This is a genomic window from Rhizobium mayense, from assembly GCF_030272705.1.
In the GTDB taxonomy this organism is placed as follows: Bacteria; Pseudomonadota; Alphaproteobacteria; order Rhizobiales; family Rhizobiaceae; genus Rhizobium; species Rhizobium mayense.
Genome location: NZ_JARFYM010000004.1, coordinates 104,145 through 127,711 on the forward strand (window position 1 = coordinate 104,145; position 23,567 = coordinate 127,711).

21 protein-coding genes are annotated in these 23,567 nt (G+C 58.2%); 7 read left to right on the forward strand and 14 right to left on the reverse strand.

Annotated features, from left to right (window positions below; translation table 11 throughout):
• Nucleotides 1-196: 196 nt before the first annotated feature.
• The gene (locus PY649_RS07800) at nt 197-406 is read left to right on the forward strand and encodes a hypothetical protein (RefSeq protein WP_285867670.1); all 210 of its coding nucleotides are present in this window, start codon (nt 197-199) and stop codon (nt 404-406) included.
• Nucleotides 407-648: 242 nt separating this feature from the next.
• Here PY649_RS07800 and ppk2 (PY649_RS07805) read toward each other — a convergent pair whose 3' ends face one another.
• The 11 genes from ppk2 (PY649_RS07805) to PY649_RS07855 all read right to left on the reverse strand — a co-directional run bounded on the left by ppk2 (PY649_RS07805) (nt 649) and on the right by PY649_RS07855 (nt 11,417).
• Nucleotides 649-1,566, reverse strand: coding sequence for a polyphosphate kinase 2 (gene ppk2, locus PY649_RS07805; protein WP_285867671.1), 918 nt, complete (start codon nt 1,564-1,566; stop codon nt 649-651).
• A 246-nt stretch (nt 1,567-1,812) separates the two neighbouring features.
• Nucleotides 1,813-2,574, reverse strand: coding sequence for an SDR family oxidoreductase (locus tag PY649_RS07810; protein ID WP_285867672.1), 762 nt, complete (start codon nt 2,572-2,574; stop codon nt 1,813-1,815).
• 406 nt (nt 2,575-2,980) lie between these two features.
• The gene (locus PY649_RS07815; RefSeq protein WP_285867673.1) at nt 2,981-4,564 is read right to left on the reverse strand and encodes a Na+/H+ antiporter; all 1,584 of its coding nucleotides are present in this window, start codon (nt 4,562-4,564) and stop codon (nt 2,981-2,983) included.
• A 304-nt stretch (nt 4,565-4,868) separates the two neighbouring features.
• Complete coding sequence (locus tag PY649_RS07820; RefSeq protein WP_285867674.1) at nt 4,869-6,971, reverse strand: PAS domain-containing sensor histidine kinase; 2,103 nt, start codon at nt 6,969-6,971, stop codon at nt 4,869-4,871.
• On the reverse strand, nt 6,964-7,380 hold the full coding sequence (locus PY649_RS07825; protein WP_285867675.1) for a response regulator transcription factor: 417 nt from the start codon (nt 7,378-7,380) through the stop codon (nt 6,964-6,966). Before PY649_RS07825 ends, PY649_RS07820 begins: the two co-directional genes overlap by 8 nt.
• Before the next feature lie 88 nt (nt 7,381-7,468).
• Nucleotides 7,469-8,119, reverse strand: coding sequence for a response regulator transcription factor (locus PY649_RS07830; protein WP_285867676.1), 651 nt, complete (start codon nt 8,117-8,119; stop codon nt 7,469-7,471).
• A gap of 130 nt (nt 8,120-8,249) precedes the next feature.
• Nucleotides 8,250-8,804 carry an RrF2 family transcriptional regulator gene (locus tag PY649_RS07835; protein ID WP_285867891.1) on the reverse strand — a complete coding sequence of 185 codons (555 nt, stop codon included), beginning with the start codon at nt 8,802-8,804 and terminating at the stop codon, nt 8,250-8,252.
• Nucleotides 8,805-9,059: 255 nt separating this feature from the next.
• The gene (locus PY649_RS07840) at nt 9,060-9,296 is read right to left on the reverse strand and encodes a hypothetical protein (RefSeq protein ID WP_285867677.1); all 237 of its coding nucleotides are present in this window, start codon (nt 9,294-9,296) and stop codon (nt 9,060-9,062) included.
• A 99-nt stretch (nt 9,297-9,395) separates the two neighbouring features.
• Nucleotides 9,396-9,992 carry a cation efflux transmembrane domain-containing protein gene (locus tag PY649_RS07845; RefSeq protein ID WP_285867678.1) on the reverse strand — a complete coding sequence of 199 codons (597 nt, stop codon included), beginning with the start codon at nt 9,990-9,992 and terminating at the stop codon, nt 9,396-9,398.
• 2 nt (nt 9,993-9,994) lie between these two features.
• Nucleotides 9,995-10,570 (reverse strand): Chromate resistance protein ChrB, encoded by a 576-nt coding sequence (locus tag PY649_RS07850; RefSeq protein WP_285867679.1) that lies wholly within the window; start codon nt 10,568-10,570, stop codon nt 9,995-9,997.
• Between the two features lie 79 nt (nt 10,571-10,649).
• Nucleotides 10,650-11,417, reverse strand: coding sequence for a hypothetical protein (locus tag PY649_RS07855; protein WP_285867680.1), 768 nt, complete (start codon nt 11,415-11,417; stop codon nt 10,650-10,652).
• A gap of 502 nt (nt 11,418-11,919) precedes the next feature.
• Here PY649_RS07855 and PY649_RS07860 point away from each other — a divergent pair.
• Both PY649_RS07860 and PY649_RS07865 read left to right on the forward strand, forming a co-directional pair.
• Nucleotides 11,920-12,738, forward strand: a complete 819-nt coding sequence (locus tag PY649_RS07860; protein ID WP_285867681.1) for an EF-hand domain-containing protein — start codon at nt 11,920-11,922, stop codon at nt 12,736-12,738.
• A gap of 511 nt (nt 12,739-13,249) precedes the next feature.
• Nucleotides 13,250-13,717 (forward strand): hypothetical protein, encoded by a 468-nt coding sequence (locus PY649_RS07865; RefSeq protein WP_285867682.1) that lies wholly within the window; start codon nt 13,250-13,252, stop codon nt 13,715-13,717.
• A gap of 200 nt (nt 13,718-13,917) precedes the next feature.
• Here PY649_RS07865 and PY649_RS07870 read toward each other — a convergent pair whose 3' ends face one another.
• Nucleotides 13,918-14,844 carry a DUF2950 family protein gene (locus PY649_RS07870; protein ID WP_285867683.1) on the reverse strand — a complete coding sequence of 309 codons (927 nt, stop codon included), beginning with the start codon at nt 14,842-14,844 and terminating at the stop codon, nt 13,918-13,920.
• A 48-nt stretch (nt 14,845-14,892) separates the two neighbouring features.
• A complete protein-coding gene (locus PY649_RS07875; RefSeq protein ID WP_285867892.1) occupies nt 14,893-16,296 on the reverse strand; it encodes a DUF3300 domain-containing protein in 1,404 nt (467 codons plus the stop codon).
• Nucleotides 16,297-17,345: 1,049 nt separating this feature from the next.
• Here PY649_RS07875 and PY649_RS07880 point away from each other — a divergent pair.
• The 3 genes from PY649_RS07880 (at nt 17,346) to PY649_RS07890 (ending at nt 21,139) form a co-directional block, all read left to right on the forward strand.
• Nucleotides 17,346-19,112 carry a SulP family inorganic anion transporter gene (locus tag PY649_RS07880; RefSeq protein WP_285867684.1) on the forward strand — a complete coding sequence of 589 codons (1,767 nt, stop codon included), beginning with the start codon at nt 17,346-17,348 and terminating at the stop codon, nt 19,110-19,112.
• Nucleotides 19,096-19,929 carry a polyphosphate kinase 2 gene (gene ppk2 / locus PY649_RS07885; protein ID WP_285867685.1) on the forward strand — a complete coding sequence of 278 codons (834 nt, stop codon included), beginning with the start codon at nt 19,096-19,098 and terminating at the stop codon, nt 19,927-19,929. Before PY649_RS07880 ends, ppk2 (PY649_RS07885) begins: the two co-directional genes overlap by 17 nt.
• Nucleotides 19,930-20,014: 85 nt before the next feature.
• Complete coding sequence (locus PY649_RS07890; RefSeq protein ID WP_285867686.1) at nt 20,015-21,139, forward strand: AI-2E family transporter; 1,125 nt, start codon at nt 20,015-20,017, stop codon at nt 21,137-21,139.
• A 93-nt stretch (nt 21,140-21,232) separates the two neighbouring features.
• Here PY649_RS07890 and PY649_RS07895 read toward each other — a convergent pair whose 3' ends face one another.
• The gene (locus PY649_RS07895) at nt 21,233-21,538 is read right to left on the reverse strand and encodes a hypothetical protein (RefSeq protein ID WP_432761336.1); all 306 of its coding nucleotides are present in this window, start codon (nt 21,536-21,538) and stop codon (nt 21,233-21,235) included.
• 127 nt (nt 21,539-21,665) lie between these two features.
• Between PY649_RS07895 and PY649_RS07900 the strand changes: the two genes are divergently transcribed.
• Nucleotides 21,666-23,447: a hypothetical protein gene (locus PY649_RS07900; protein WP_285867687.1), complete on the forward strand. Its 1,782-nt coding sequence runs from the start codon at nt 21,666-21,668 to the stop codon at nt 23,445-23,447.
• Nucleotides 23,448-23,567: the final 120 nt, after the last annotated feature.

The window sequence follows — 23,567 nt, forward strand, 5'->3', positions numbered from 1 at the left end:
TGCCTTCCGCATGCTGAATCTTTGGCCGCTCTTCGAATATGGCGCTATAAACACTAAAGATGAAAAACTAATCTTGGGCCGATGATTATCGAAGGTTCTGACAGGCTTCTGACTAAGGCCTTGAATTTGATTGCGCTCCACCCGATAGCTGCCCTATGCATCGCAACACTTGTCCAGCATCAATCAGGTATGCCCAATGAACGAAGACGATTTCATCGCTCTCTGCAAGAATGGGAAATTTAAGGAAGCGCTTGCGCACGCATTGCAGGGACGTGAGAAGGCGAAATATTCACCCAGCCGGTTTTCCATGGACAAGAACACAGGAAAACCGATCTTTTACCGCGGCAACAAACGCGTCGAAATGGATGCTGATGGGGAATGGCAGCTGGCTAAGAATACCAGGTAGGCAATTTGCCCTGATTGCCGATGATGAATTCCTTTCGAACTGCCATCGTGATCCGAAGATATGCTAAATCAGCATGCATACTTGCTATCGCATCTCGCCATCAGCAAGGCCACCGATGCCGCGCAACGGAGCCCCAGCGCCCACCTCGCTGTTGGAGATAGCGAATTCAGCGCGTTTTTTTTAGAGCGTCCGGTCCTAGCAACTCAAAATTGCCGCGCCTGATTGCCTTATCGCACTGCAAATCAGTATTTTGAAGGGACATAGAGTTCCGGTGGCAGAACCTTGCGCTCATAGCTGGGATTGAACACACGCTGCGGCAGCATGATTTCCTCATGTGGCACGTCTTCGTAGGGGATCTGGCCGAGCAGATGATCGATGCAATTGAGGCGCGCACGCTTCTTGTCATTGCCCTCGACGATGTACCACGGCGCTTCGGGAATGTTGGTACGGGCGAAGGTCTCTTCCTTGGCCTTGGTATAAGCCTCCCAGCGAACGCGCGACTGCAGATCCATCGGTGACAGTTTCCACTGCTTCAAAGGATCGTGGATGCGCATCAGGAAGCGCATCTGCTGCTCCTCATCCGTGATCGAGAACCAGTATTTCACCAATCGGATACCGGAGCGCACCAACATGCGCTCAAATTCGGGCACGTCGTTGAAGAATTGTTCGACCTGTTCTTCGCTTGCAAAACCCATGACCCGCTCGACACCAGATCGATTGTACCAGGACCGGTCGAAGAGGACGATCTCGCCGCCGGCCGGAAGGTGCGGGACGTAACGCTGGAAGTACCATTGCGTCTTTTCGCGATCCGAAGGAGCGGGCAGTGCCACCACGCGGGCCACGCGTGGGTTGAGGCGCTGGGTAATGCGCTTGATGACGCCGCCCTTGCCCGCCGAATCGCGACCTTCGAAGATCACCACGATCTTTTCTTTGTGATAGACGGCCCAGTCCTGCAGCTTGATCAGCTCGGCTTGCAGCGCAAGCAAGGCCCGAAAATAGTCGATGCGGGGGATCGAGGGCGGATGTGCCTTTTGATAGATCTTGCGAATTTCCTCAGAAAGCGCCGGCTCGGAAAGCTCGAGCTCATAGTCCTCATCTAACGTATCGGCCAATTCCGCTTCCAGCCAATCGGGCTGCTCGGCCTTATCTTTCGACGTCATCTTCCGCTCCTACGCGCTTTGCATCCGCTGTGCCTCAGCCCGCGATTGTCGGGCTGCCACATTGTCACTTATTCCATATCCGCATGAAATAAATTTGAAACAATGTCCAAGCGTCGGACTTCGGGATTGACGTCTTTTAGTGGATTTAGCGGGCAGTGCCAGCCCGGCGAGAAAATGTCCCGATGACGTGAAATCTCCAGAACGGACGAGGCCTGGCGGCTAGCCAGGCCTGGGCAGTTCCGGCTGTCAGTTCTTGCGCGCAGATTGACTGTACCACCTGTCGAAGCCGATGGCGCCGAGGCGCGGATTGTCCCCTTCCCTCGGGACGAGCGACCCGTCATCCAACTCCGTGCCGAAATAAAGAGCGTGCGGATCCGCGACGACCTTGCGCTGATCGTTGGACGCCTTCAGGAATCGTGCGATCATGTCGGTGAAGGGCGCCCGTTCCGGGCCGGCGATGTAAATTATGCCGTTTGCCGGCGGCGCAAGTGCCACGTCCGCCATGACGTCGGCGACGTCATCCGACGCGATAGGCTGAAAATTGACGGCTGGCAGATGCACGGTCTCACCGACAGTTGCCGACTGAGCGATGCCGGCCAAGAACTCGAAGAACTGTGTCGAGTGTACGATGGTATAGGGTATCCCCGAGCTCGTGATCAGCTTCTCCTGAGCCATCTTGGCGCGCAAATAGCCGCTGCGCGGCAGGCGCTCGGTCCCTACGACCGAAAGCGCGATATGGTGCTTCACCCCGGCGGCCGCTTCCGCGGCAAGCAGGTTTCGGCCGGACGTTTCGAAAAACTCCAGAACGGCCTTGTCCTCAAAGGATGGCGAATTCGCGAGATCGAGAACGACGTCCGCTCCGGCAACAGCCTGGGCCAACCCTTCGCCCGTGATGGTATTGACCCCAGTGTTCGGGGAGGCGGCAATCACTTCGTGACCCTTCTTGCGCAGCCTCTCAGCTGTCTTTGAACCGATGAGGCCCGTGCCGCCAATAATAACGATTTTCATGTCCAATCCCCCAATTTGCGGTTTGAAATTGCGTAGCGCTGCAGTGGTCGTGACCAATGCTGCGGAGAATGCGCCAGCCCGGCGCGCAGGCCTATCGAACGGAAGCATTGGCCACATGATGCCAAAGTGTAGGTTGGCTAGGCCAGGCGATAGGCAATGCCGGCCGAAACGTGTTGGCCATCGTTACTGTCAGCATTGGCTGGGTTCGCAGTGCGTGCAGATGGCTGACCAGTGTCAGGTATCGGCTCTTGACGGCCGGAACATCCGCGTAAGCGGATACACGCCTAACCCACGAAGCTCGAACCTACACATTCGATCGAGCTGGCTGCTCACATTGGCGAAAATTTCCCCGGCATCAGCTTCGCACTTCACCCAAAATGCCGCAAGACACCTTGTGCGACCGCACTTAGGATTTGGCGGAAATCGCGCTTAGCTCTTCAAGATCGAGGTCTCGTTCCAGCTCATCCAGCGTCTCGTCATCGATATCGCCGGCGCGGTGAAGCCGTATGAGTTCGCGGCGCCCGGTAGCGACCGCTGCCAGGACAACATCGAAATGAGCCTGGAGCACAGGCACGTAATGATCCGTGCGGTCGGCATAGTCGACGATCATCACGGCCCTGCGCTGATACCGCTCCAGCAACTGAGGATGGATGAGATTGCCCTGGCTGTCATAGGCCCGGCTTTGAACGGTCGCCAATTGCGCCTTGGCCATGGCGGCCTCGGCCTGGCTCATGGTGAGGCGCGCCTTTTCCGACTCCGGCTCGGTGAGCCTCGCCCAGTCGATCACACGCCCCAGCGTCGTACCCTGGACCAACACCGTGCCGAGAATGACGGCAAACGACGTCACCAGGATGAAGTCGCGGCCGGGAAAACCTTCGGGCAAGCTCAGCGCAAGCGCCAGCGTCACCACGCCGCGAACACCTGCCCAACTGAGCACGGTCGCGCCGGAGGCGCCGAGCGGCGTGTATCGATCAAGCCCCAAAACATTGCAAAGTTTGATCACAATATCCGATCCGAGTATCCAAGCGAAGCGCGCGAGGGTGAGTGCAATCAGGATCACAAGTATCGGCAATCCCATTGTTGCGATCACTACGCCAAAGCCGCCGCCTCGTTCGACAACACCTCGCAGCGATAGTCCGATCAATATGAAAACCGCGGCTTCCATCAGAAAAATGATCACAGTCCAGAAGGACGTGCCGCGCATGCGTGTCGAGGCCGAAAGGACCGTATGTTGATGCCAGCTCAAGATCAGGCCCGTGGTCACGGTAGCGATGACGCCCGAAACATGGATTTGTTCGCCGAGTAGATAAGAGGTCCAAGACAACAGCGTTGTGGCGGCAATTATCAGATATTCATCGCGAAGCCGCCGTATGAACAGGACCCAGACGGTCCCGACGACGATACCAACAAGGGCGCCGCCTGCAGCCAAAAGCAAAAAGCTCCCTGCCGCATCGACCGTGCTGAACGCACCGGTGACCCCGGCGGCGACGGCGAAACGGAAGAGCACCAGGCCGCTCGCGTCGTTGAGCAGGCTTTCGCCTTCGAGCAAGATTTGCAGGCGCCTTGGCAACTTTACCCGTTCCAGGACAGCGCGGGCAGAAATTGCGTCGGGTGGCGAAACGATCGCGCCGAGTGCCGCGCAAGCGGCCCAGGGCAGCGATGGGAACAGGAGATGGGTCACCGCGGCCAAGACGGCGCACGTAAAAAACACTGCGCCAATGGCGAGTGATGCAATGCCGATCATATGACGGCGCAACGGACGAAGCGCGATGGACCAGGCACCGTCCATGAGTAGTGGCGGCAGAAAAATGACGAGGACCAAGCCTGGGTCGACCGCAATTGCCGGCAGGCCCGGCAAGAAGGCGAGCATGGCGCCACCGGCAAGCAGCGCCACAGATGGCGGCAGCCCGAGCTTGTGGGCGGCATAATGCAGCGCGATGATCGCCACAAACATGCCGATAACCAACTCGAACAAGTGTGTTGGATCCATGCGCCTCTGCCCCGAAACTGTCTTGATGGCGACCGGTTTATTACAAAATATTATGACGGGTTTTATTACAAAGCGCGTCGCGTCGAAATGCAATCGCTGAGGAGTATCGATCGGGACGAACGCAACGGAAATCGCCCGGCCGCCTACCCAAGGTCGGGTAGGTTTCCGCAAGCGTCCACTGCCGTGTTCGAGGGGCTGAAATGGCAGGGCCTATGGCTGATGATCAGCGATGCCGACCACTTATCTTGCACCCATTGGGCCTACGACATCGTGACATCGCCATCCGGAAGAGCGGCCCGTCGCCTCATTCAGGCGTCTGCTCCGGGAAGGATTCGAAGATTGAGGCGGATTGCGTCGGCAGCGAGAATTGGAACTGGGCGCCGCCATCCGGATGGTTCGAGACGCGTATGCTCCCGCCATGGGCCATGACGATCGACTGGCACACGGCCAGTCCGATGCCGACGCCTCCGTCCTTGGTCGTGAAGAAACAATCGAAGATGCGATCAAGGTCGCCGGCCGCGATCCCGCAGCCGCTGTCGTGAATGGAGAATACGACTGTATCGCCATCCTCGCTGCTGGTGCTGAGATCGATCCGCCGCAACGAACCGCTCCCTTGTTCAATCGCCTGAATGCTGTTGACGAGCAGATTGACGATGACCTGTTGCAACTGGATCCGGTCTCCCAGAACCGTGGGAAGATCGGCGGCGAGCCTCACCGACAGATGGATTGATCTAGCCTCGATATCGTGGCGGACGAACACCAGCGCTTCATCGACCACTTCGTTCAGGTCGAGCGGAAGCCGCTCCGGCTCTTGTTTCGCCGCCATCCCCCGAATGCGCTTGACGATATCGCTCGCGCGGCGCGCGCTCGATACCACGCGCGTCGTGAGCTCGCCGACCTTGACCAAATTCGGATCGTCGCGCGACAACCATCTGAGGCTGGTCTCGCCATTGGTCACGATCGCAGAGAGAGGCTGGTTGACCTCATGCGCGATCGACGTTGCGAGCTCGCCGAGGATGGAGATTCGCGCGGCATGCGTGAAATCGGTTTCGAGCTGCCGAAGCCGTCGCTCGGTTCGAAGCCGTTCGGTGATGTCTTCCAGGCCAATGAGTGTGACATCAAGCCTTTCCGGCGATGCCGGAAAGGTCACCGACAGCCGCACGTCGAGGGTTTGCCCATCAAAGGTCCGAATCTTCATGATCTCTGAATAACTGCGTCTTCCTTCGTAGCGCGCGACCAACAGCCTTCGAGTCGTTTCGGGAGCGGCCGCGTACAGGAAGCCGACAGGCCTGATGAAATCGGCGGGCACGGTGCCATTGAAGAGCGCCACCGCCTTCTGGTTAGCGTCAACGACACGAACAACCTCGTTGGCAAAGGTGATCAGCTCCGGATGATCGTCCAGATAGCGGTCCAGGTCTTTGACACCTTCGGCCTTCAGTTCTTCCAACACCTTTCCCATGCGACCTGAATCGACCTGCAGCAAGGCAGTCGGCAGACGGTGGATCAATTTGCGATAGCGTTCTTCGTTGGCGCGCAGATACCAGAACGAGCGGTCGTCGTCGGTTGCACCACTGACAGCTACGAACACGGTATCCCGGCACTGGAGCGTCTCGGATCGCCAAACGGTTACGACCGCATCGCGCAATATCCCGTCGGGGGCAACCTTGCGGTTGGTGGTCGCGGAGCGGTCCGTTGCCACGACCGCGATAAGTTCGGCGAGCACGCTACGGCCGACGCGTGGCCAAAAGGCGCCGACGGATTGGCCGATCATCCCGTCGCGACCGGCATGAGCGCCTACGAGATGCGCCGCCCGGTCGTTGACATTGACGATGCACGTACCTTTCAAAATTTCATCCGTCCAATCCGGCCGCCGCGCCACTTCGGCGACCAGGTCTCGGCTGATCAGGTCGCCCATCTTATCGAGAAGCGGGCGGATGTGCGACGTGTCGAGTTCCCAGCTCGCGGCCGCTTGCCGGTGCAAGTTGACCTCTGGGAGAGAAGACAGATTGCGTTCTTTGTCGGCACTTTGTCCGTATTCGACTATGTCGCGGGGGCGGCCATCTGCGTCGCACCTCACGGTCTGCCTGACGGCCGCAGTGACCTTTCCTCCCCAGGATGTGCGCCGTTCGAGCAAGCCCGACCAGGTCCCTTCCCGCAGAAGCGCGTGCCACTGCCTGACGTATAGCTCCGCATTTGAGGATATTTCTGCGATGCTGCGTCCGACCGAGCCAATGGCCGGCCAGCCGTAGAGCCGTTCCGAAGCCGGATTCCAGTATCGGATATTGCCGACAAGGTCGAAGACCACCACGCTCTCCAACGCTAGATCGGCGAGCTCTGTCTCTGAGCCTACGGTCCAGGAAGCATTGTCGTCGTCAGCCAGAGCGCGTCTTGCCGCCATTTCAGCCATCGGGCGCATCCTCCTGTTCGTTCCCATCACCAAGCGGATTATTCGAGCGCAGGGCCGAATTCAGATGCCGAAGAAGAACTTCGTCGGTAAATGGCTTGGTCAAATAAGCATATGCACCGCCTTCCAGGGCGCGGGATTGGATGCCGGGATCCGCATAAGATGTGACGATAATCACAGGCATCGTCGAGCCCCGCTCTTTGAGGCGCTGCAGGAGATCCAACCCACTGATTCCCGGCAGCCGCACATCGCTGACGAGGCAGCCGAAAGCCGAAAGTTCATGGGCAGCCAGGAAAGATTCAGCGCGATCGAAGGTACGGCACGGCAGACCGAGAACCTGGAGAAGATCGGAGAGGGCTTCTCGCATGGCGTCGTCGTCTTCAACGATCGCGATGACAGGCGACTCGAGCAAGTGAATGGCCTTTGTTGCTGCCGCGGCTTCTCAGGCCGCCTTCCCAAGGTTTCTCTGAATCCGCCCCACATTGTAATCATACCAAGGTCTAGGGTTGATGCCTCTCACGAATGTCGGCGGGCAGCGTGTCCCAGGCGCGGATGAGCTCCCCAACCGAAATGGTCCGCATCTTGCGCATCACATTGCTGCGATGAAGCTTGACGGTGATCTCGCTGATGCCGAGCTCGTAGGCGATCTGCTTGTTGAGGCGGCCATGCGCGACTTCACGCAGCACCTGCCGTTCGCGCGGCGTCAGCGACGTGAACCGCCCGACATGCTGCATCACCGTTTGGGCTCGCGCCCGCTGCGTGGCGTCCCGCTCGATACCGGCGATCACCGCATCGAGCAGGGTCTGGTCTCGGAAGGGCTTTGTGAGGAAATCGATGGCACCGCCCTTCATCGCCTGCACCGTCATGGGAATGTCCCCGTAGCCGGTGAGGAAGATGATGGGTTTGGCGTTGCCTCTTAAAGCGAGTTGATACTGGAGGTCGAGACCACTCGATCCGGGCATGCGGACGTCGAGCACCAGGCAACCGGGCCGCTCCGGAAGCTCCGATTCCAGAAGTTCGCGCGGCGAGGCGAAGCTGCGGGCGTCCAGGCCAACGGACAACATGAGCTCTTGAAGCGAATCCCGCACGTCGTCGTCATCATCGACGATCAGAACGAGCGGACGATCTATCTCGCGGGCAAGCGCGGTCATGAACCTGCCTCCAAATCGGAAAGTCCCGCGCGGGCGATGATGATTTCTTGTTTCATAGCCATACCCCCTTCTGCTCATCCGACGTGACGCGTTTCAGCCGTCCGGCTGCGGCTCGAAAAGATTTGGTCTCTTAAGGTTCATCGATCCCCGGCTGTGAAGACAGTTCGCGCCCGACCGGCTTGCGGGCGCGAGACTTGACCCGGCCATCAAGCCAATCGCGAACGTCGTTCGAAAAATCAGCCGGCGCCTTGCGGTCGAGGACGCCTGCCACATCTGCCAGCGTCTGACTGGCCAACGAATCACGCATCGCCTTCTCCGCACGCAGCATCACCGCATGGATCGCGCACGTACCCGTCGTCGCCCAACCGGGCGGCCGTTCACCGAATACGGCGCAACGACCACGAATCTCCTGGCAATCGAATAGCGGCTTCTGACCCTCGATCGCATCGACGACGTCCAAAACGCTGATATCCCCAGGCTCTTTGGTGAGCAGATATCCTCCGTGCACGCCTTCCGATGCCCCTACGATCCCTGCCTTCTCGAGTTTCGGAAAAATCTTCGCCACGAAGCTCGGGGAGATGCCCTGGAATTCTGCCAGGTCGCGACTGCTCAACGGCACAGCCGAACCGGCCAACCAGAGCAAACAATGCAATCCATATTCCACGCTTGCGGTCAAATGCGCCATAACACAGACAATATCAGTCTGTGTTATGGCGCGCAAGTCAAAACTCGGATAATCTCTATCCGTGTTTATTCAAATCATCGTTCGATGAAGTGGCCGCTTCGGTTCAAAAAGGATGGCCGTTGCGAGGCTGAACTACATGGCCTGCCGCTCTACGAGGACGCCGAAGAGAGGCCCCCGTTGCTGTCGCGCCCCTGCAATCGCGGGTCGCCGATAACGTCTTGAGCGTCGCCCGGTCAACCCTCTCGTCAACGTGGATCACCGATCGTCGTCTGGCGTGGAGGTCCAGACTGTGCGGATGAGCAGAGCGATGAGATAGAATGCGACAAAAAGGACGATTGCCGCACCCACATAGTGAACGTTCTCCATCAGCTTGCGATGGTGCTTCTCAAGCAGCTCGCCCATATTGTTGGCGATGATCGCGAAAGCGGTAAGCAGAGCAGCCACCAGAAACGGCCAACTCTTCTTGATGAACGCTATGATCGTTCGCAACATGCGAACCTCCCTGAATAAGATGGGATCATGCTTCTGCAATTCTGATTCCATCGGGTCGCCTGTGAGTGGAGTGCGGGCAGGCGCAAAACGGACCTCTGCCTAGGGCTGAGCAGTACGATGCTCATTTCGGGCAGCATCCCAGACCTCACGTGCGGCATCGGCATTCATTGCGGCGATGGCCAGACCGACAAGGAGGTCAGGCCAGGCCGAACGCCACACGAAAGCGGTGATCAGACCTGCGGCGATGACGGCGATGTTTGCCAATACATCGTTGCGCGCGGAGAGGAACGCAGCGCGGGTCAAGCTACCGCAATGGTGGCGATAGCGAGTGAGCATCAAGGCGCAGGTAAGGTTGACGACGAGCGCACCGAGACCAGTCAGCGAAAGAGGCAGAGGGGCCGGTGCGACAGGGACCATCAATTTCTGCCACGCGGTCCAGAGGGTGGCTATGGCCGGCACCAGCAGGATAAAAGCCAGCATCATGCCAACGCGGGCACGGTTGCGTGCGCTCCAGCCGAGGGCGATGGCAATCAAGAGATTGACCGAGGCGTCTTCAAGGAAGTCGACACTGTCGGCAAACAGGGAGACCGAACCGATCGACAGAGCAACCAGGAACTCGATCCCGAAATAGCCGAGATTAAGAAGCGCTACTTGTGTCACCACCCGCATCAGGCCCTCACCCATGAACACGGCCATCGTCAGTCCTTCTCTTCCGTTGGCTTCGAGGTGCTACCGCGTGTTTCCTCATGCGCCTCGAATACCTGCTTGGCGAAGGTGTCGAGCAGGGTCTCGCAGGCTTTGAGCCGTTCCTGTGCTTCGGTTGCCAGCGGAGCGCCGTAAAAGTCGAGCTTTCCGATCTTTTCCAGCCAGTCTTGAAGCTTTTTCAAATCGGCGTCGTTCTCCTCAAGCTCCGCATAGGAAAACTTGCCCGCCGCCGTTTCCTTGGTGATCTCCTTTTCGAAGTCGCCGCAGCGTTCAAGAAACTCGTGGTAATGCTCGTCCCGATCCGCCTTGAAGCGAGCGATCACCTTTTCCTGCTGGCCGGGGTCGATCGCGGCAGTCTCCAGAATGACCACCTCCCCGCCCATTTCCATAATGTCGTTCTCGAGCATCTTGAAGCGGCGAACGTGCTCATCCGTCTTCGGCAGCATGCAAACGCCGTTCTGGAGATAAACAGCGCCTAGCCCTTTGATCTTGCGCCAAAGGGCCACCCGCTTGGTCGCGGGATCGGACGGTACCTTATATGTCAGCAACAGCCATGATATCTCTGCCATGGTTTGCGCCAGGCCCCTTCCGGTTTTATCCCACGGGCGGCGACACGGTAGTCCCGCGTCGAACCTGGCCGGCTCTGCCTCACTTCCGTGACGTCGCCAACGCCTCATAGCGCGGCCGGGGATTGCCAGCGAAACGATGGGAACCGGTGTGACTGAGCCTGCTGCCGGTGTCGAGCCAAATCTCTCCGCCGAGAGCCCGCCAGCGATGACAGAAGGCAAAGTCCTCGCTGAGATAGATGCCGGTTTCTTCCTCGATTAGGCTCTCGAAGAGCGCATATTGCGTGGCTGGCGAGCGTTTGGTGCCGGGATAGGCGTGGATCGCACCGTAGCGCAGGTCGGGATAGGCGGCGATCATCTTTTCGATGACGGCACGCTTGATCAGAAGCATGCCCGTGCCCGCATAGATAGCAGTGACGAAATCGCCGTCCCATTCGGCACTCGGACCGGTCAGCGGCGTGCCTACATAGTGCAGTGCTGCTTCTGCCAAAGTTTCAGCGTCCCTTGAGGGCACCTTTACAGCATTGCTCCAGTCATAGTCCTTGATGGGATACATGGCGGCGACCACATCCTTGTCGGCACTCAATAGCCGCATCACCTGCTCGGGCTCGAAGCTGATGTCCGCATCGACAAACAGCATATGGGTCGCCGCTGTATCATTAAGGAAGTGCGAGACGAGCGTGTTGCGGCTGCGGGTGATCAGCGCATCATTGCCGAGCAACGCCAGCGTCAATTGCACACCGGACTGCGCACCGACCTGCATCAGGGAAATGATGGATTGCATATAATCCTTGGCGACCATACCGCCGAAACAAGGGGTGGCTATGAAGACAAGCCGGTTTTCGGTCATTCACCAGATATTCCTTTTCCACCGCATGCCCGTCCGCAGAATCTAGGGAGATTCGTTGTTTCTGTGTGTACCGAATTATTGAATTTTGTTTCTGGCGACCTCGGCGCGGCAACTTGGCGTGAGCCATGCTTTTCACACGCAACGACAAGCTCAGCGATGAAGCTGGAAACGAACGTGTCGGCAGGATCCGATAAGGTTCGCGCAAGTTTCCCTATGCAGGTTTAAACCGTTGGGGAGTACCAGATCGAGAATGCGGCGACTGCCGATGACACCATGACGGCAATAACTGTCATGGCCAATCTTTTTATCTGTTTCCAAGTTGCGCATTCGCGCAAGCGAGGACCCACAACAAGCTTGGCCTCCAGTCTTCGGTAACTCAGTCCGGTCGTATTGAACTCGAAAGGTACGCTGCCGCGTTCATCGAACGCGACATGGCGGCAAGAGTAGCATCGTGTAGGCGTAAAACCGGAGTCCATGTCAACGCTCGCATCTGGAGGCCCCCTTGACGAGCATTACATCCGTCTTATCAAATAGTTATTACCAGTATCAAAAATCTGGTTCGACAACATCGTCCTCATCGGACGATTCCGTGGCGTCCATTCTGGGCAGCAGTTCGTCCAGCAAAAGCTCATCGTCCTCTTCATCTTCTTCGACGGACGATCAGTCCTTGATACCGGCGGCCGAGCAACTGGTTGCGCAGCTCATGAACATCATGCTCAATCTGCAGTCAAACGCTTCCGGCGACGACTCCACCTCGGCGTCGGATGACAGCTCCAGCAGCACATCGGCTGCTCAACAGTGTGGCGGTCCCAACGGTCAAGGCGGTAGCCAGAGCAATAAGATCGCTGCGATGGATACGAATGGTGACGGGAGCATCAGCGAAGCAGAATTCGTCGCCGCACGTCCGTCCGACGTGAGCGAGGATCAGGCTACCACGCTGTTCGAGAGCTTTGATACCAGCAACACCGGATCGCTGACGGAAGATCAGTTGGCAAGCGCAATGCGGTCCAATGAACCACCGCCGCCGCCTTCCGGGCAAACGCCGGACGACAGCCAGATCTCCAGCATGTTCTCCGCAATGGATACGAATGGTGACGGCAGCGTCAGCGAAGCGGAATTCGTCGCCGCACGTCCGTCCGACGTGAGCGAGGAGCAAGCGACAACTCTGTTCGATAGTCTCGATACGACGAGTTCGGGTTCGCTGACGGAGAGCCAGCTTGAGAGCTCGATGAAGGCACAGCCACCGCAGCTTCCGGACTTCGGCTCGCTGTTCGCCTCCAACTATCAGGATGACACAACAAGCAACCTGCTTACCGTCTGATCAAAAATAACGGTAGCAGTTCACATTCAATAATTTCTATCGGTCGGCTACTTGAGCAAGAGACGTTGGGGCCTTTCCGCCCAAGTGTGCCGGCCTTCTTCACAAGCGATCCGATCTGGGCAGACACCCTATCGAAGGGTCAGACTTCGCGCGATGAACGCGCCGGTTCCACCGGGCGCATGGCCTGTGTCATACTCGATCCGTTCAACGCCAACGAGATGCCGACCGCTCATAACCTCGCATATGCCGAGATGATCGAAGGGGCTCCATCGAGAGACTAGCCGGTTTTTCGCTGAGTGGATGAAAAAGCCGGAGCGAAAGGGCGTGCCAGCCTGGCATTCCGAGTGAGCTGAGCGCACACGTTGGCGACCGCCGCCACAATACCCTGGCCGAATAGCTGCAACCCACTATCGGCGGTATCCTACGGTAACTTACCACCTATCAAACGTATTTTACTACGATGTTCAGTTTGCCTGTTCTATTATTCTCTAAACAAGTGGAGGGTAACGTTATGGCTGAAGAGAAATCGGATCCTCGTCCTTCGATGATCAGCGCGGACGAATTGCGCAAGCGAGCGCTTGAGTTGCAGCTCGTGGAGATGCAACGTGACGAAAAGATCAGGGCACGTGAAGCCGAAAAACATGCTGAATTTATCGATGACTTCTTTCGAAAGCATATCGGCGACAAAGAGCGGGACATGATCCGCCGCGTGGTCATGAAGGCTGTGGCAGATGGGAAAGTCGAAGCGCTGGTCTACAGCTTTCCATCCGATTTTTGTTCCGACGGTGGCCGCGCCATCAATAGCCAACGCTCTGATTGGCCTTCGACCCTCCAAGGAAAAGCAAAGGAATTGTACGATCTTTTCGAGGAAGTGGCCCGTCCCCAAGGTTACGGGCTCACCGCGGCGGTCATCAATTTCCCCGGCGGGATGCCGGGCGATATCGGCTTCTTCCTGAATTGGGAAGCCCCCGTTGCCTGATATCTGCCGCAGTCTTGACGCGTGAACGGAGCCGGTGCCTGAGGGTATCGGCTTTTCCGGTTGGTTTGAAAGAGCGGAATTCGCCGCCATTCTTTCCGATCCGCTCTTAAGCGGACTCTTGCGACGACGACAGAGAAGACATTGATCCGGCACCGCCTACCCAAGGTCAACGGGGATGTGGCTCTCGATGATGCTCGGCGTCACTCGCCAATCGACCAGTTATGGTCAGGATTGAATTCCTTAATGGATTCAGCGATCTTGGCGGTATCTTCACCCAGGTCTCGTTGGTAAACCACGCTCTGGTCGCTGATCATGAACGTCTGTACGCCGGTTTCGCGATATTTGACCGGCCAGGCAATAAGCGCAAAGCCATCTGTCATGTGGCCGTTGACCACATAGCTATGTCTACCACCCAAGACATTCGGGCCCTGGCCAGTGAGAATGCGGTACCGGTAGCCGAAATAGCCTTCGCCCTTGAGCGCTTTTCCGAATGCCGCACTTTCGATCAAGTCGGCGGCAGGACTTGCATCGTCTTCCGTCTCGGCTGGCCAATAGAGCCCGTTTCTTTTGCCTTTGTCGCTGATCAACACCTGGGCATACTCGTGTATGCCGTCCCCATTTCTGGGTTCGCTCGCGTAAACATGCTGGGCCAGGACGTAATCATGCATCGTCTGAATGGTTTGCAGCTCGTTTTCACCGATGCGCCGATTGAGAATCTCTTCAAGACCGGCTTGCGTATCGAAAGCCCATTTCCCGTCCTCCCGTTTGACTAAGGGAAACGGGAGCGGCCATAATTTGTCGCCGACAGCAAGAATCTTGCGGTCCCAGATATCTTGCACGGCAACCTGCCTTGCCGCACCTTCCTTGATAAGACCGAATGCAGCAATGGCTTCCTCGCTCGCCTTCAATTTTGCGCCGTCAAGCCCCAGCAGCTGCGCCAGGCCATCAACATCATTGGAAGCCATGACCGCCTTGAACCGATCGATGGCCTGCGAGGGCTGATCGAACTCAGGCGACTTGCTGCCTGAAGCGAAGCTCTCGAGTCTTTGCCGGTCCTGTGCCATTCCGGTGTGCCCGCCTGACAGGGCCAGCACCGAAGCCCCGATGATCAAAGCGGCCAGCTGCATTCCGCGTCTCGTTCTCATTGCACTGCCTCCCCGGAAAATATCGCTTGCCTATCTTCTGCCGCCTCTACCGCCGCCGCCTCTGCCGCCGCCGCCCCGCGGCATGGGACGATGTCCGCCGCCACCGCGGTTCATTGACGGTCTGGGGCCGCCGCCGCCTCGACTTGCCGACGCTCTGGGGGCTGACCGAGGTGCCGCTCCCATGCTCTGACGGCCACGCTGGGACGCCATCGCCTCCCGGCGGCCCGACGACGACGCGTTGCCAAGCGCCGAAGGCTGGCGACCTCTGTTGTCAGGCCTCGAGGCTAACTTCTGCTTGTTTTGACGAGCTGCGTTTCCTGCCTGATTGGGACGGTTTGCGCCTGACGGCGTCTGGCGAGCCGCCGGCCGATCGGCTACGTTCGCCGGCCGCGTCGCCGGCTTCTGTTTCAGGCCTTGCATGGTATCCCTGCGGACGTCGGCCGCGCGGTTGACACGATCGGCCCCGGCGCCGGTACGCTGCCGATTTATATCCTGAGCCCGGTTGCGCAGGTCGTTGCGGCTATCGGACTGAAGATTGTTTCTGATTGCGGACCTGTCCATATTCGCAAGCTGTTGCCTGTCGATGTTCAGCTTGCTGCGATCCACATTCTTCCAGTCGATATCGTTCCATTTGACCTTGCCGTTGAAATTCCTGTTGTTGAAACAGTTGTTGCAGTCAACATCGACGTCTCCGCGCCAGTTGCCGCCCCATACTCCCCAATTATCCCAGTTGACGGCTGCAGCCCATGCGACGCCGGTCACCGCTGCGGCGAAGAAGGCCGCTCCGGGATAGTAATAGTTTGGGTAAGGCTCGGAATAATAGGAAACGGGCTGCGGCGCGTAGCCGGTCTGATAAAGCATTTCCGGCGGATATTGCGGAACGTAGATCTTCTCCGGATTGGTCGGCTGAATGATGACGTTGTCGTTTTGCGTCACCACGGTGATCTTTTCATCAGTCTTGATGATGCCTTTGGCGACAGCCTCGTCGCGCAACTGCTGGATAGCGACCAGTACATCCTTCTGTTGGTTCGTCAGGGCACTACCAAACGCCTGCGTCCACTCCAGGTCGTCGCTCATCATCTTGACGACTTCCGGATAGTTCAGCAGCGAGATGACACTGCCGTCCCAATCACTCTTCGGTTTGAGATCCGCATTTTTCTTCTTCGCTTCCAGGAAACGAGCTGCCTCGACGATTTGAAGCGGGAAAAGTGACGCTGCGGAGATGGCTGCTACCAGATCGTCAGGATAGAGCGCGATGCGGGCGACAAGGACTTCCAACTCGTCGTCCGAAAGTTGCGCCGGCTGCTCTTGGTCCGCTTGAGCCGCCGCGGGCGGATTGTTTGCGGGTGCTGTTTGCGAATAGGCTGGACGCTGCTCCTGCATTACAAGGAATGACACGACCGATAGGCCGATAACAAGCTTTTGCACTTTCATCCCCATAATGATGCCTCCCCCATAGCGATTGATTTCAAACGCCGATTGCGGCCGCAGCAAATGCGGCTTGATGGAGCTCCGTTTGGATCTCGCATCGCTTCCAAATCTGCATCGGCTGCTTGCAGAGAAGCGGGTCCCAAACCGCAATAAAGGCCGCTTGCCATATCCGATTGGCTTGCATGCGACCGCATCGCAGTTCCCGCCAAACACATCGGCTCAACCCTACCGATGCCAATGATCATATTATATCCGGTTGTATATTGAATGTATCATACACGAAGTTACGGCAGCGCCGTTCAGCAGGCGATTACGCCGCCCTCGGCCTGGACACGCAACGCATGAGCGCTCGGCGGACTGTCGTCGCATGCGCGGATCGTTCCATTTCGTGGCGGGCCAAACTGGTATTATCGCACGAGGCCAGACGAACAATGTATCGGGTCCCTGTAGCGGGCTTTGGGACGGTATTTGCAACGGCCGATAGGTTTCCAAACCTGCCCGCCCGTCGCAAAAGCCGCCAGCCGGTTGGTAAGGATTGGCCAGATGGCGGTTCCGGTAGATGTCACCCGCATTTGCGCCGCCAACCGGTAGCAATGGCTTACCTTCGTACTTGCCTTCACCGAGGCGGCATTCGCCTTTGCGGATGGAATCTCCTCCCGGTCATTCTTCTTTGGCTCACTCATCGCATCCGAACGGAAACGATGGATCGCCCTCGCGGCGCTGCGACGTCATTCCGGTAGGAACAAGAATGTTCGTCGATGGTCTGTATACTGGAAGCTCGCACCCCATCGGCGAACGAACTCCAGTTGGTTCCCAAGTCGGCTGCCAGCACGTGACGCGCCGTCGCCGGACGGCGACACGGGGGATGTTACGCGATGCTACACACGCTGCGACGGCCATCGCATTAAAATCGCATCGGCGGACCAGGACGAGGATAAGAGGATAAGCAGTTGGATGAACTACGTCTTTCTCGAACATTGCAGATGCTGTTCGCAGCCATGGCGGCGGAGCTGGCCCGTTTGACCGACGCCCCTTGCGGAAGGGGGGGCTGAATGGCCGTCAGTTTTCATCTGCCCATATTGCGAGGCTTGCGCGGATTTCGCTCGGATTGGCTGCGTGGCGATATCGCTGCCGGACTGTCGATCGCGGCCGTCGGACTGCCCAGCGCCATCGCCTATCCCGCCATTGCAGGACTGCCGCCGGAAACGGGAATCTATGCGAGCATAGTCGCGCCTATTGCCTATGCTCTTTTCGGCCCTTCGCGGCTTTTGGTGGTCGGACCGGACGCCGCCACAATGACGGTGCTCGCCGCCGCGATGACCGCAGTCGTCGCGAGTTTCCCAGCTGGGGCTGAGGTCGATCGGGTGTCGATCGCAGCGGCTCTTGCGCTCGGAGTTGGGTGCTTCTGCTTTGCCGCCCGGCTATTGCGCCTCGGCGTCTTGGCGAATTTTCTCTCCCGCCCAATCCTTGTCGGCTTCTTTGCCGGCGTATCGCTTTCGATACTCGTGGGCCAGATCAGTCGTTTCACCGGCGTGCGGATTGAATCGGATGGTCTGCTGGCACCGATTTTCGAATTACTTCGCAAGAGCGCATCGATCCACTGGCCGTCTTTGCTATTCGGACTCGCGATGTTCTGCCTGCTTTGGGTCGCAAAGTTCATGAACTTTCGGATACCGGGGCCTGTGCTGGTGGTTGTCGTATCCTGTCTGCTCTCTGCCCTCTTTGATTTTCAAGGGCGGGGAATTGCTGTGATTGGCGATATTCCTCGCGGACTTCCGTCAATTTCCTTGCCTGCGATCTCGCAGATGCCGCTGGACAAGATCGCGCTGGGATCGGCCGCAGTCTTCCTCGTCAGTTTCGGTGCAGGCCTCGTCGCCGCCCGGAGCTTCGGAACGCGCGCGGGCGATGAAGTCGACGCCAATCAAGAGCTGATCGGCCTGGGCGCCGCCAACATTGCTCCGGGCCTGTTTGGCTCTTTTCCGATCAGCGTATCGGACTCGAGAACAGCCATCAATCTATCGGTCGGCGGCCGCTCGCAAGTAGCCGGCCTGGTGTCCGCGGCAACCCTGATTGCGGCATTGGTCTTCCTGCACAGCGCCTTGCGCATCCTGCCAATCCCGGCCCTTGCCGCTATATTGGCAACCGCTGCGATCGGCCTGATCGATGTTCAGGAACTCCGGAAGATATGGCGCATCAGCCGGATGGAGTTCGTCTTCGCGTTGATCGCCATGTGGGGCGCTATCAGCTTCGGCGTCTTGAATGGTGTGATCGTCGCCATAGTCGCGACAATGGTCTACCTCCTGCGCAAGACAATGTATCCCCGCGATGGGCTTCTGGGTCGTATCCCGGGCCGCAACGGCTTTTTCGACATGCAGCGGTTTCCGGATGCTGCCGGGATCGAAGGCGTGGCAATATGCTTCATTCAGGGCAGCGTCCTGTTCTACAACGCCGACTATGTGCGGACGCGGCTGTGCGAGATCGCGAACGGCCTTCCACCCAACTTCAACCGCTTTATTCTCGATGGCAGCGCGATCGTGCACCTCGACAGCACTGGAGCGCTGGCACTCGATGCCGTGCGCTTGGCCCTGCGGGAGCGCGACATCGTCTTCGGGGTCGCAGAGCTGAACGCCGAGGCAAAGGGGCTGCTTGAGCGCGCGGGCGTTGCCGAACGCATGGGAGCGGAAAACTTCTTTAACGACAAGGAGTCCGTCCTCATGAGATTCCATCTCCAGAAGGAGCGCGACGGTATGACTGCTCGCGGCGGAGAAGAAGCACAGACATCGTCACCGAGGGAGGGAAATCATGAACAAGGCGTCTGACCCAGGGCAAGAAGAGCTAGCAAGCAGCCGCGACAGCAAGAAAAAGAAAAACAAAAACTATGAAAAGGAGATCGGCAAGCTGCAGGTCGAACTCGCGCATCTGCAAGCTTGGATCAAAAGCTCCGGCGCCCGTATCGTGATCATATTCGAGGGCCGCGACGCCGCCGGCAAGGGCGGCATGATCAAGCGCATCACCGAACGCGTCAGTCCGCGGGTGTTTCGGGTGGTCGCGTTACCTGCCCCCAATGATCGGGAGAAATCGCAGATCTACATGCAACGCTATATCGCCCATCTTCCGGCAGCAGGAGAGGTCGTGATCTTCGACCGTAGCTGGTACAACCGCCCCGGCGTCGAGCGCGTGATGGGCTTCGTTCCGGACAAGAGAGCCCGTCGGTTCCTCGAACTCACTCCTCGTTTCGAGGCCGCGATCGTCGAGAGCGGCATCGTTCTGCTCAAGTATTTCCTCACCGTCAGCGAAGAGGAACAGGAACGCCGTTTCCGCCGAAGAATCGACGACCCGATGCGGCAATGGAAGCTCAGTCCCATGGACGTGGAGTCCTATCGTCGCTGGTGGGATTACTCGCGTGCCTACGACGAGATGCTCCGAATGACCGACAGTGAGCATGCTCCATGGTGGATCGTCCCATCGGATGACAAGAAGCGGGCGCGGATCAATTGCATCTCGCATATTCTCAAGTCGATCCCCTACGAGCGCGTAAAATTCGACAAGCCGGATTTGGGCAAGCGGCAGAAGCGGCCGGCGAACTACGTCGAAGACGAGAGCGTTCGCCATGTCGTGCCCGATGTCGTCTGGTAGGTCGTGGGTCAGCCAGGCGAACGCCAAGTTCATGAGCACGCGACGGGGTTCAGCGTTCTAATGGAAAGTAGCGGGGGTAGCGCCAATGCATGACGACTACTACAAAAACGAGGCCGCTGGCGACGTCCAGCCAAGCCACGCCTCGACCGACGCGCGCATAAGCGATTTCATCCGATTTGGCATCATCGGCCTCTTCGCTTATTGGTCCTTCACGGTCATTGCGCCCTTCATCTCGATCATTGCCTGGGCCGCGATACTGGCAATCGCTCTTTTTCCGCTCTTTCGTCTGCTCACGGCGCTTCTGGGCGGCCACGGTGTAATTGCTGCAACCGTAATCGTGATCGCATGCCTGGTTGTCATCATCGCGCCGCTGGCGGCGATCGTGTTCAGCTTTGCCGACGCGACACAGGGGTTCCTAACCGGCATGAAAGAGGGAACGATTGCGTTGCCGGCCGCTCCTGAAGGCTTGAGAAATTGGACTCCATTCGGCGAGCGCCTTTACCAAGCGTGGAACTACGCCGTAGCCAATTTCGCGGCGATGCTGAAGCAATTCCAGGAGCCCATACGGCAAATGGCCGGCGTCATCCTTGAGAGGACGGCGGCTTTCGGAAGCAATGTGCTTAGCTTCATTGCGTCCGTATTGCTGTGCGGCTTCTTCCTGGTCGCAAGAACCCGGCTGACGACGGCAGTTAACATCGTTGCAATGAGGGTCGGGGGGAAAAGAGGCGCCGACTTTGTCCAGCTCGCGGGCATGACGGTGCGCAATGTTTCCCGGGGAGTCATTGGTATAGCATTGTTGCAGACGCTGCTCTGCGGCCTGTTGTTCGTGCTGTTCGACGTCCCGGCACGCGGAGCGCTGACCTTCGTCGTTTTCATATTGTGCATCGTACAAATAGGGCCAGGCCTCGTGCTGTTGCCCCTGGTTGTTTGGGCCTGGTTCACCTGGACATTCTCCGATGCGTTGCTGTTTACGCTTCTTTCGGTACCGATCACCGTTCTCGATAATTTCCTGAAGCCAATCTTGATCTCGCGCGGCTTGTCCACCCCCATGTCGGTCATCCTGCTGGGTGTCATCGGAGGGGCTTTGTCGCATGGCCTGGTTGGCTTGTTTCTCGGGCCGGTCGTTCTCGGCGTCTTCTACGATCTGCTGGCTGCCTGGGCGAACCCGGCTCCACGTTCCGACGATAAACCCGCTGTGGCCCCGGTTTGAGGTCTGCAGTGATCAAGACGATCTCTGATCACATTACCACCGGCTCTTTCCGGATATGGTCATCTTGGCATGACCACCTTCACGACGACGGCGCTACGACTTGGGCCGGTCGGCCGGCCGTCTCAACACCACGACGTTCGAGTGACGGATCGCTTCGTGTATCTCGTTTACAAGAGCCTCGACGAGATCGGCGTATTCCTGTCGTCGCGCCTCACGTACACTTTCCGGTAAGCGGTCGACATGGGCGAGCGTTTCCATGGCTGCGGCCAAATCTTCACACATGCTGCGAAAGGTTTCGTCGATGTTGAGAAGCTGTTGTACTCGGATGACGTCGTCAGGGAACCGTATCCCTAGAATTGCGAGGGCGGACAAATGCGCTGAATTGTTCTCTTCCGACATTATCCCCCCCTACCCATCATGCGCGCGTCATAAAGATTGAGACATTATATTGGCACCACTTAAATTAGAGGTGTAATATACGGGAACATACGAGGGCACAGACGCCGAAAAGGCGCGAGGGGACACAATGCAAAGTGCGCGAGTAAGCGGCGGGGAGAGCGCGTCGTCTCCCCAAATCTCGGAAATCAGAGAACAACTTGAGCGGATCCTTGCAAGTGACGAGTTTCTCGCACCCGAGCGGGGCCGCAGGTTCCTGGAATATGTCGTTGAGGAGACGCTGGCGGGGCGTGCGGACTACCTCAAGGCCTATACGATCGCACAGGAGGTCTTCACGCGGGATCCCTCCTTCGATGCACAAAACGACCCGGTCGTCAGGATAGAGGCGGGCCGCATACGCCGTGGACTCGAACGCTACTATCTGGTCGCGGGGCAGGCAGACCCGGTCGAAATTACGATTCCGAAGGGCGCCTATGTCCCCTGTTTCCGCTATGCCAATGCTACTGAAAGGCCCCTGGATCAAACGACGGTTGAGGACGACTTTGCGATCGTATCCGAACCGCCGAAACCGGCACCAGCCGCGGAGCGTAAAGATGGGGCATCTCGCCTCTCATGGGCATGGTATGTGCTGCCGGCTGCCGTAGCCGCCCTTGCTGCATTGATCGCGATCACCTTCCTCTTTCCGTTTTCCTTGGCCCGCAAGACTGCCACCTCCTCCATGGGCCTGGTCACGCCCAAGGTTCTCGTCGAACCGTTCGAAGAAATTTCCAAGGGGGGAGGAACTTCCGACATCGCCCGCGGACTTACCGACGAAGTCATTGGCGAACTGGCGAAATTCAAGGAAATCGCCGTCATTACGAGAGAGCCATCCGCCGGACCAGGTATCCAACAGGAGGAACCGCGCTTCGCATTGCAGGGAGGTGTCCGCGTCGGCGGAGACAAACTTCGGCTTACCGTCAGGCTGGTCCATCGAGCCGACGGATCGGTGATTTGGGCGAGCAACTACGACAGGGACCTTCGAGTTCAGGATGTTTTGGAGGTAGAAGCTGATGTCGCACAGCGCGTTGCAACAGCTCTCGCTCAACCTTATGGCGTCATCTTCCAGGCCGATGCTGTGGGAGTGGCGCAGTCCCCACCCGACGACTGGGATGCCTACGCCTGTACACTGTCCTATTACAGCTACCGGATTGATCTCAATCCGCAAAACCATGACGCGGTCCTCGACTGTCTCAAACGCACGACCAAGCGTCTCCCGACCTATTCGACCGCATGGGCATTGCTGTCCCTGACCTATCTGGACGAGGTCAGGTTCCAATACCAGTTGGACACGCGGCAATCGGCCGGGCCATTGGGGCTTGCCGTTGACACCGCCAACCGCGCCGTGGATCTGGACCCTCAAAATGCCCGAGCTTTGCAGGCACTCATGCTTGCGAATTTTTTCAAGGGCGATGTCGACGCAGCATTGAGGGCGGGGGCCGCCGCCTTCGCCATCAACCCTAACGACACCGAAGTCGCAGGCGAATATGGGTTTCGGCTCGCTTACTCCGGAAAGTGGGATACAGGGTGTGAACTGATGTCGAGCGCGGTCAACAGGAACCCAGGCCCGATTGGATACTACGAGGTGGGCTTGGCGCTCTGTGCCTATATGCGCGGCGACTATCAGGCGGCCGAACTTTGGGTTCGCATGGCCGATCTCAAATACAATCCCATGCACCATCTCGTCCTGCTCGCGGTATTCGGGGCTGAGGGCAAGCTCGAGGATGCCCACCAGGAGGAGGCCTGGCTGAAGGCGAACGCCCCGGCTTTATTGCCCAATATTCGCAAGGAAGTCGCGATGCGCCTGCAGCGCCCGTCGGACCAGGACCGCTTTCTTGACGGACTAAGATCGGCCGGGATTGCAATCTCCCCCTGACAAGCATGTATTTTGTGAGACGTCCCTAGCCTCGCCGATAGACGATACGTGATGTTACAGGCGTTCGGGACGTCGCAGCGGTACTATCTCCCTCATCGACTACGGCCGGTAGGCTCGGTT

What these genes read in the sequence shown, in the direction of transcription:
- PY649_RS07800 (WP_285867670.1), top strand. Translation starts at nt 197, where the DNA reads ATGAACGAAGACGATTTCATCGCTCTCTGCAAGAATGGGAAATTTAAG.
- PY649_RS07865 (WP_285867682.1), top strand. Translation starts at nt 13,250, where the DNA reads ATGGCTGAAGAGAAATCGGATCCTCGTCCTTCGATGATCAGCGCGGAC.
- PY649_RS07850 (WP_285867679.1), bottom strand. Translation starts at nt 10,570, where the DNA reads ATGGCAGAGATATCATGGCTGTTGCTGACATATAAGGTACCGTCCGAT.
- ppk2 (WP_285867671.1), bottom strand. Translation starts at nt 1,566, where the DNA reads ATGACGTCGAAAGATAAGGCCGAGCAGCCCGATTGGCTGGAAGCGGAA.
- PY649_RS07900 (WP_285867687.1), top strand. Translation starts at nt 21,666, where the DNA reads ATGCAAAGTGCGCGAGTAAGCGGCGGGGAGAGCGCGTCGTCTCCCCAA.
- PY649_RS07845 (WP_285867678.1), bottom strand. Translation starts at nt 9,992, where the DNA reads ATGGCCGTGTTCATGGGTGAGGGCCTGATGCGGGTGGTGACACAAGTA.
- PY649_RS07820 (WP_285867674.1), bottom strand. Translation starts at nt 6,971, where the DNA reads ATGGCTGAAATGGCGGCAAGACGCGCTCTGGCTGACGACGACAATGCT.
- PY649_RS07870 (WP_285867683.1), bottom strand. Translation starts at nt 14,844, where the DNA reads ATGCAGCTGGCCGCTTTGATCATCGGGGCTTCGGTGCTGGCCCTGTCA.
- PY649_RS07840 (WP_285867677.1), bottom strand. Translation starts at nt 9,296, where the DNA reads ATGTTGCGAACGATCATAGCGTTCATCAAGAAGAGTTGGCCGTTTCTG.
- PY649_RS07890 (WP_285867686.1), top strand. Translation starts at nt 20,015, where the DNA reads ATGCATGACGACTACTACAAAAACGAGGCCGCTGGCGACGTCCAGCCA.
- PY649_RS07830 (WP_285867676.1), bottom strand. Translation starts at nt 8,119, where the DNA reads ATGACCGCGCTTGCCCGCGAGATAGATCGTCCGCTCGTTCTGATCGTC.
- PY649_RS07810 (WP_285867672.1), bottom strand. Translation starts at nt 2,574, where the DNA reads ATGAAAATCGTTATTATTGGCGGCACGGGCCTCATCGGTTCAAAGACA.
- PY649_RS07880 (WP_285867684.1), top strand. Translation starts at nt 17,346, where the DNA reads ATGGCCGTCAGTTTTCATCTGCCCATATTGCGAGGCTTGCGCGGATTT.
- ppk2 (WP_285867685.1), top strand. Translation starts at nt 19,096, where the DNA reads ATGAACAAGGCGTCTGACCCAGGGCAAGAAGAGCTAGCAAGCAGCCGC.
- PY649_RS07855 (WP_285867680.1), bottom strand. Translation starts at nt 11,417, where the DNA reads ATGACCGAAAACCGGCTTGTCTTCATAGCCACCCCTTGTTTCGGCGGT.
- PY649_RS07815 (WP_285867673.1), bottom strand. Translation starts at nt 4,564, where the DNA reads ATGGATCCAACACACTTGTTCGAGTTGGTTATCGGCATGTTTGTGGCG.
- PY649_RS07895 (WP_432761336.1), bottom strand. Translation starts at nt 21,538, where the DNA reads ATGTCGGAAGAGAACAATTCAGCGCATTTGTCCGCCCTCGCAATTCTA.
- PY649_RS07875 (WP_285867892.1), bottom strand. Translation starts at nt 16,296, where the DNA reads ATGAAAGTGCAAAAGCTTGTTATCGGCCTATCGGTCGTGTCATTCCTT.
- PY649_RS07835 (WP_285867891.1), bottom strand. Translation starts at nt 8,804, where the DNA reads ATGGCGCATTTGACCGCAAGCGTGGAATATGGATTGCATTGTTTGCTC.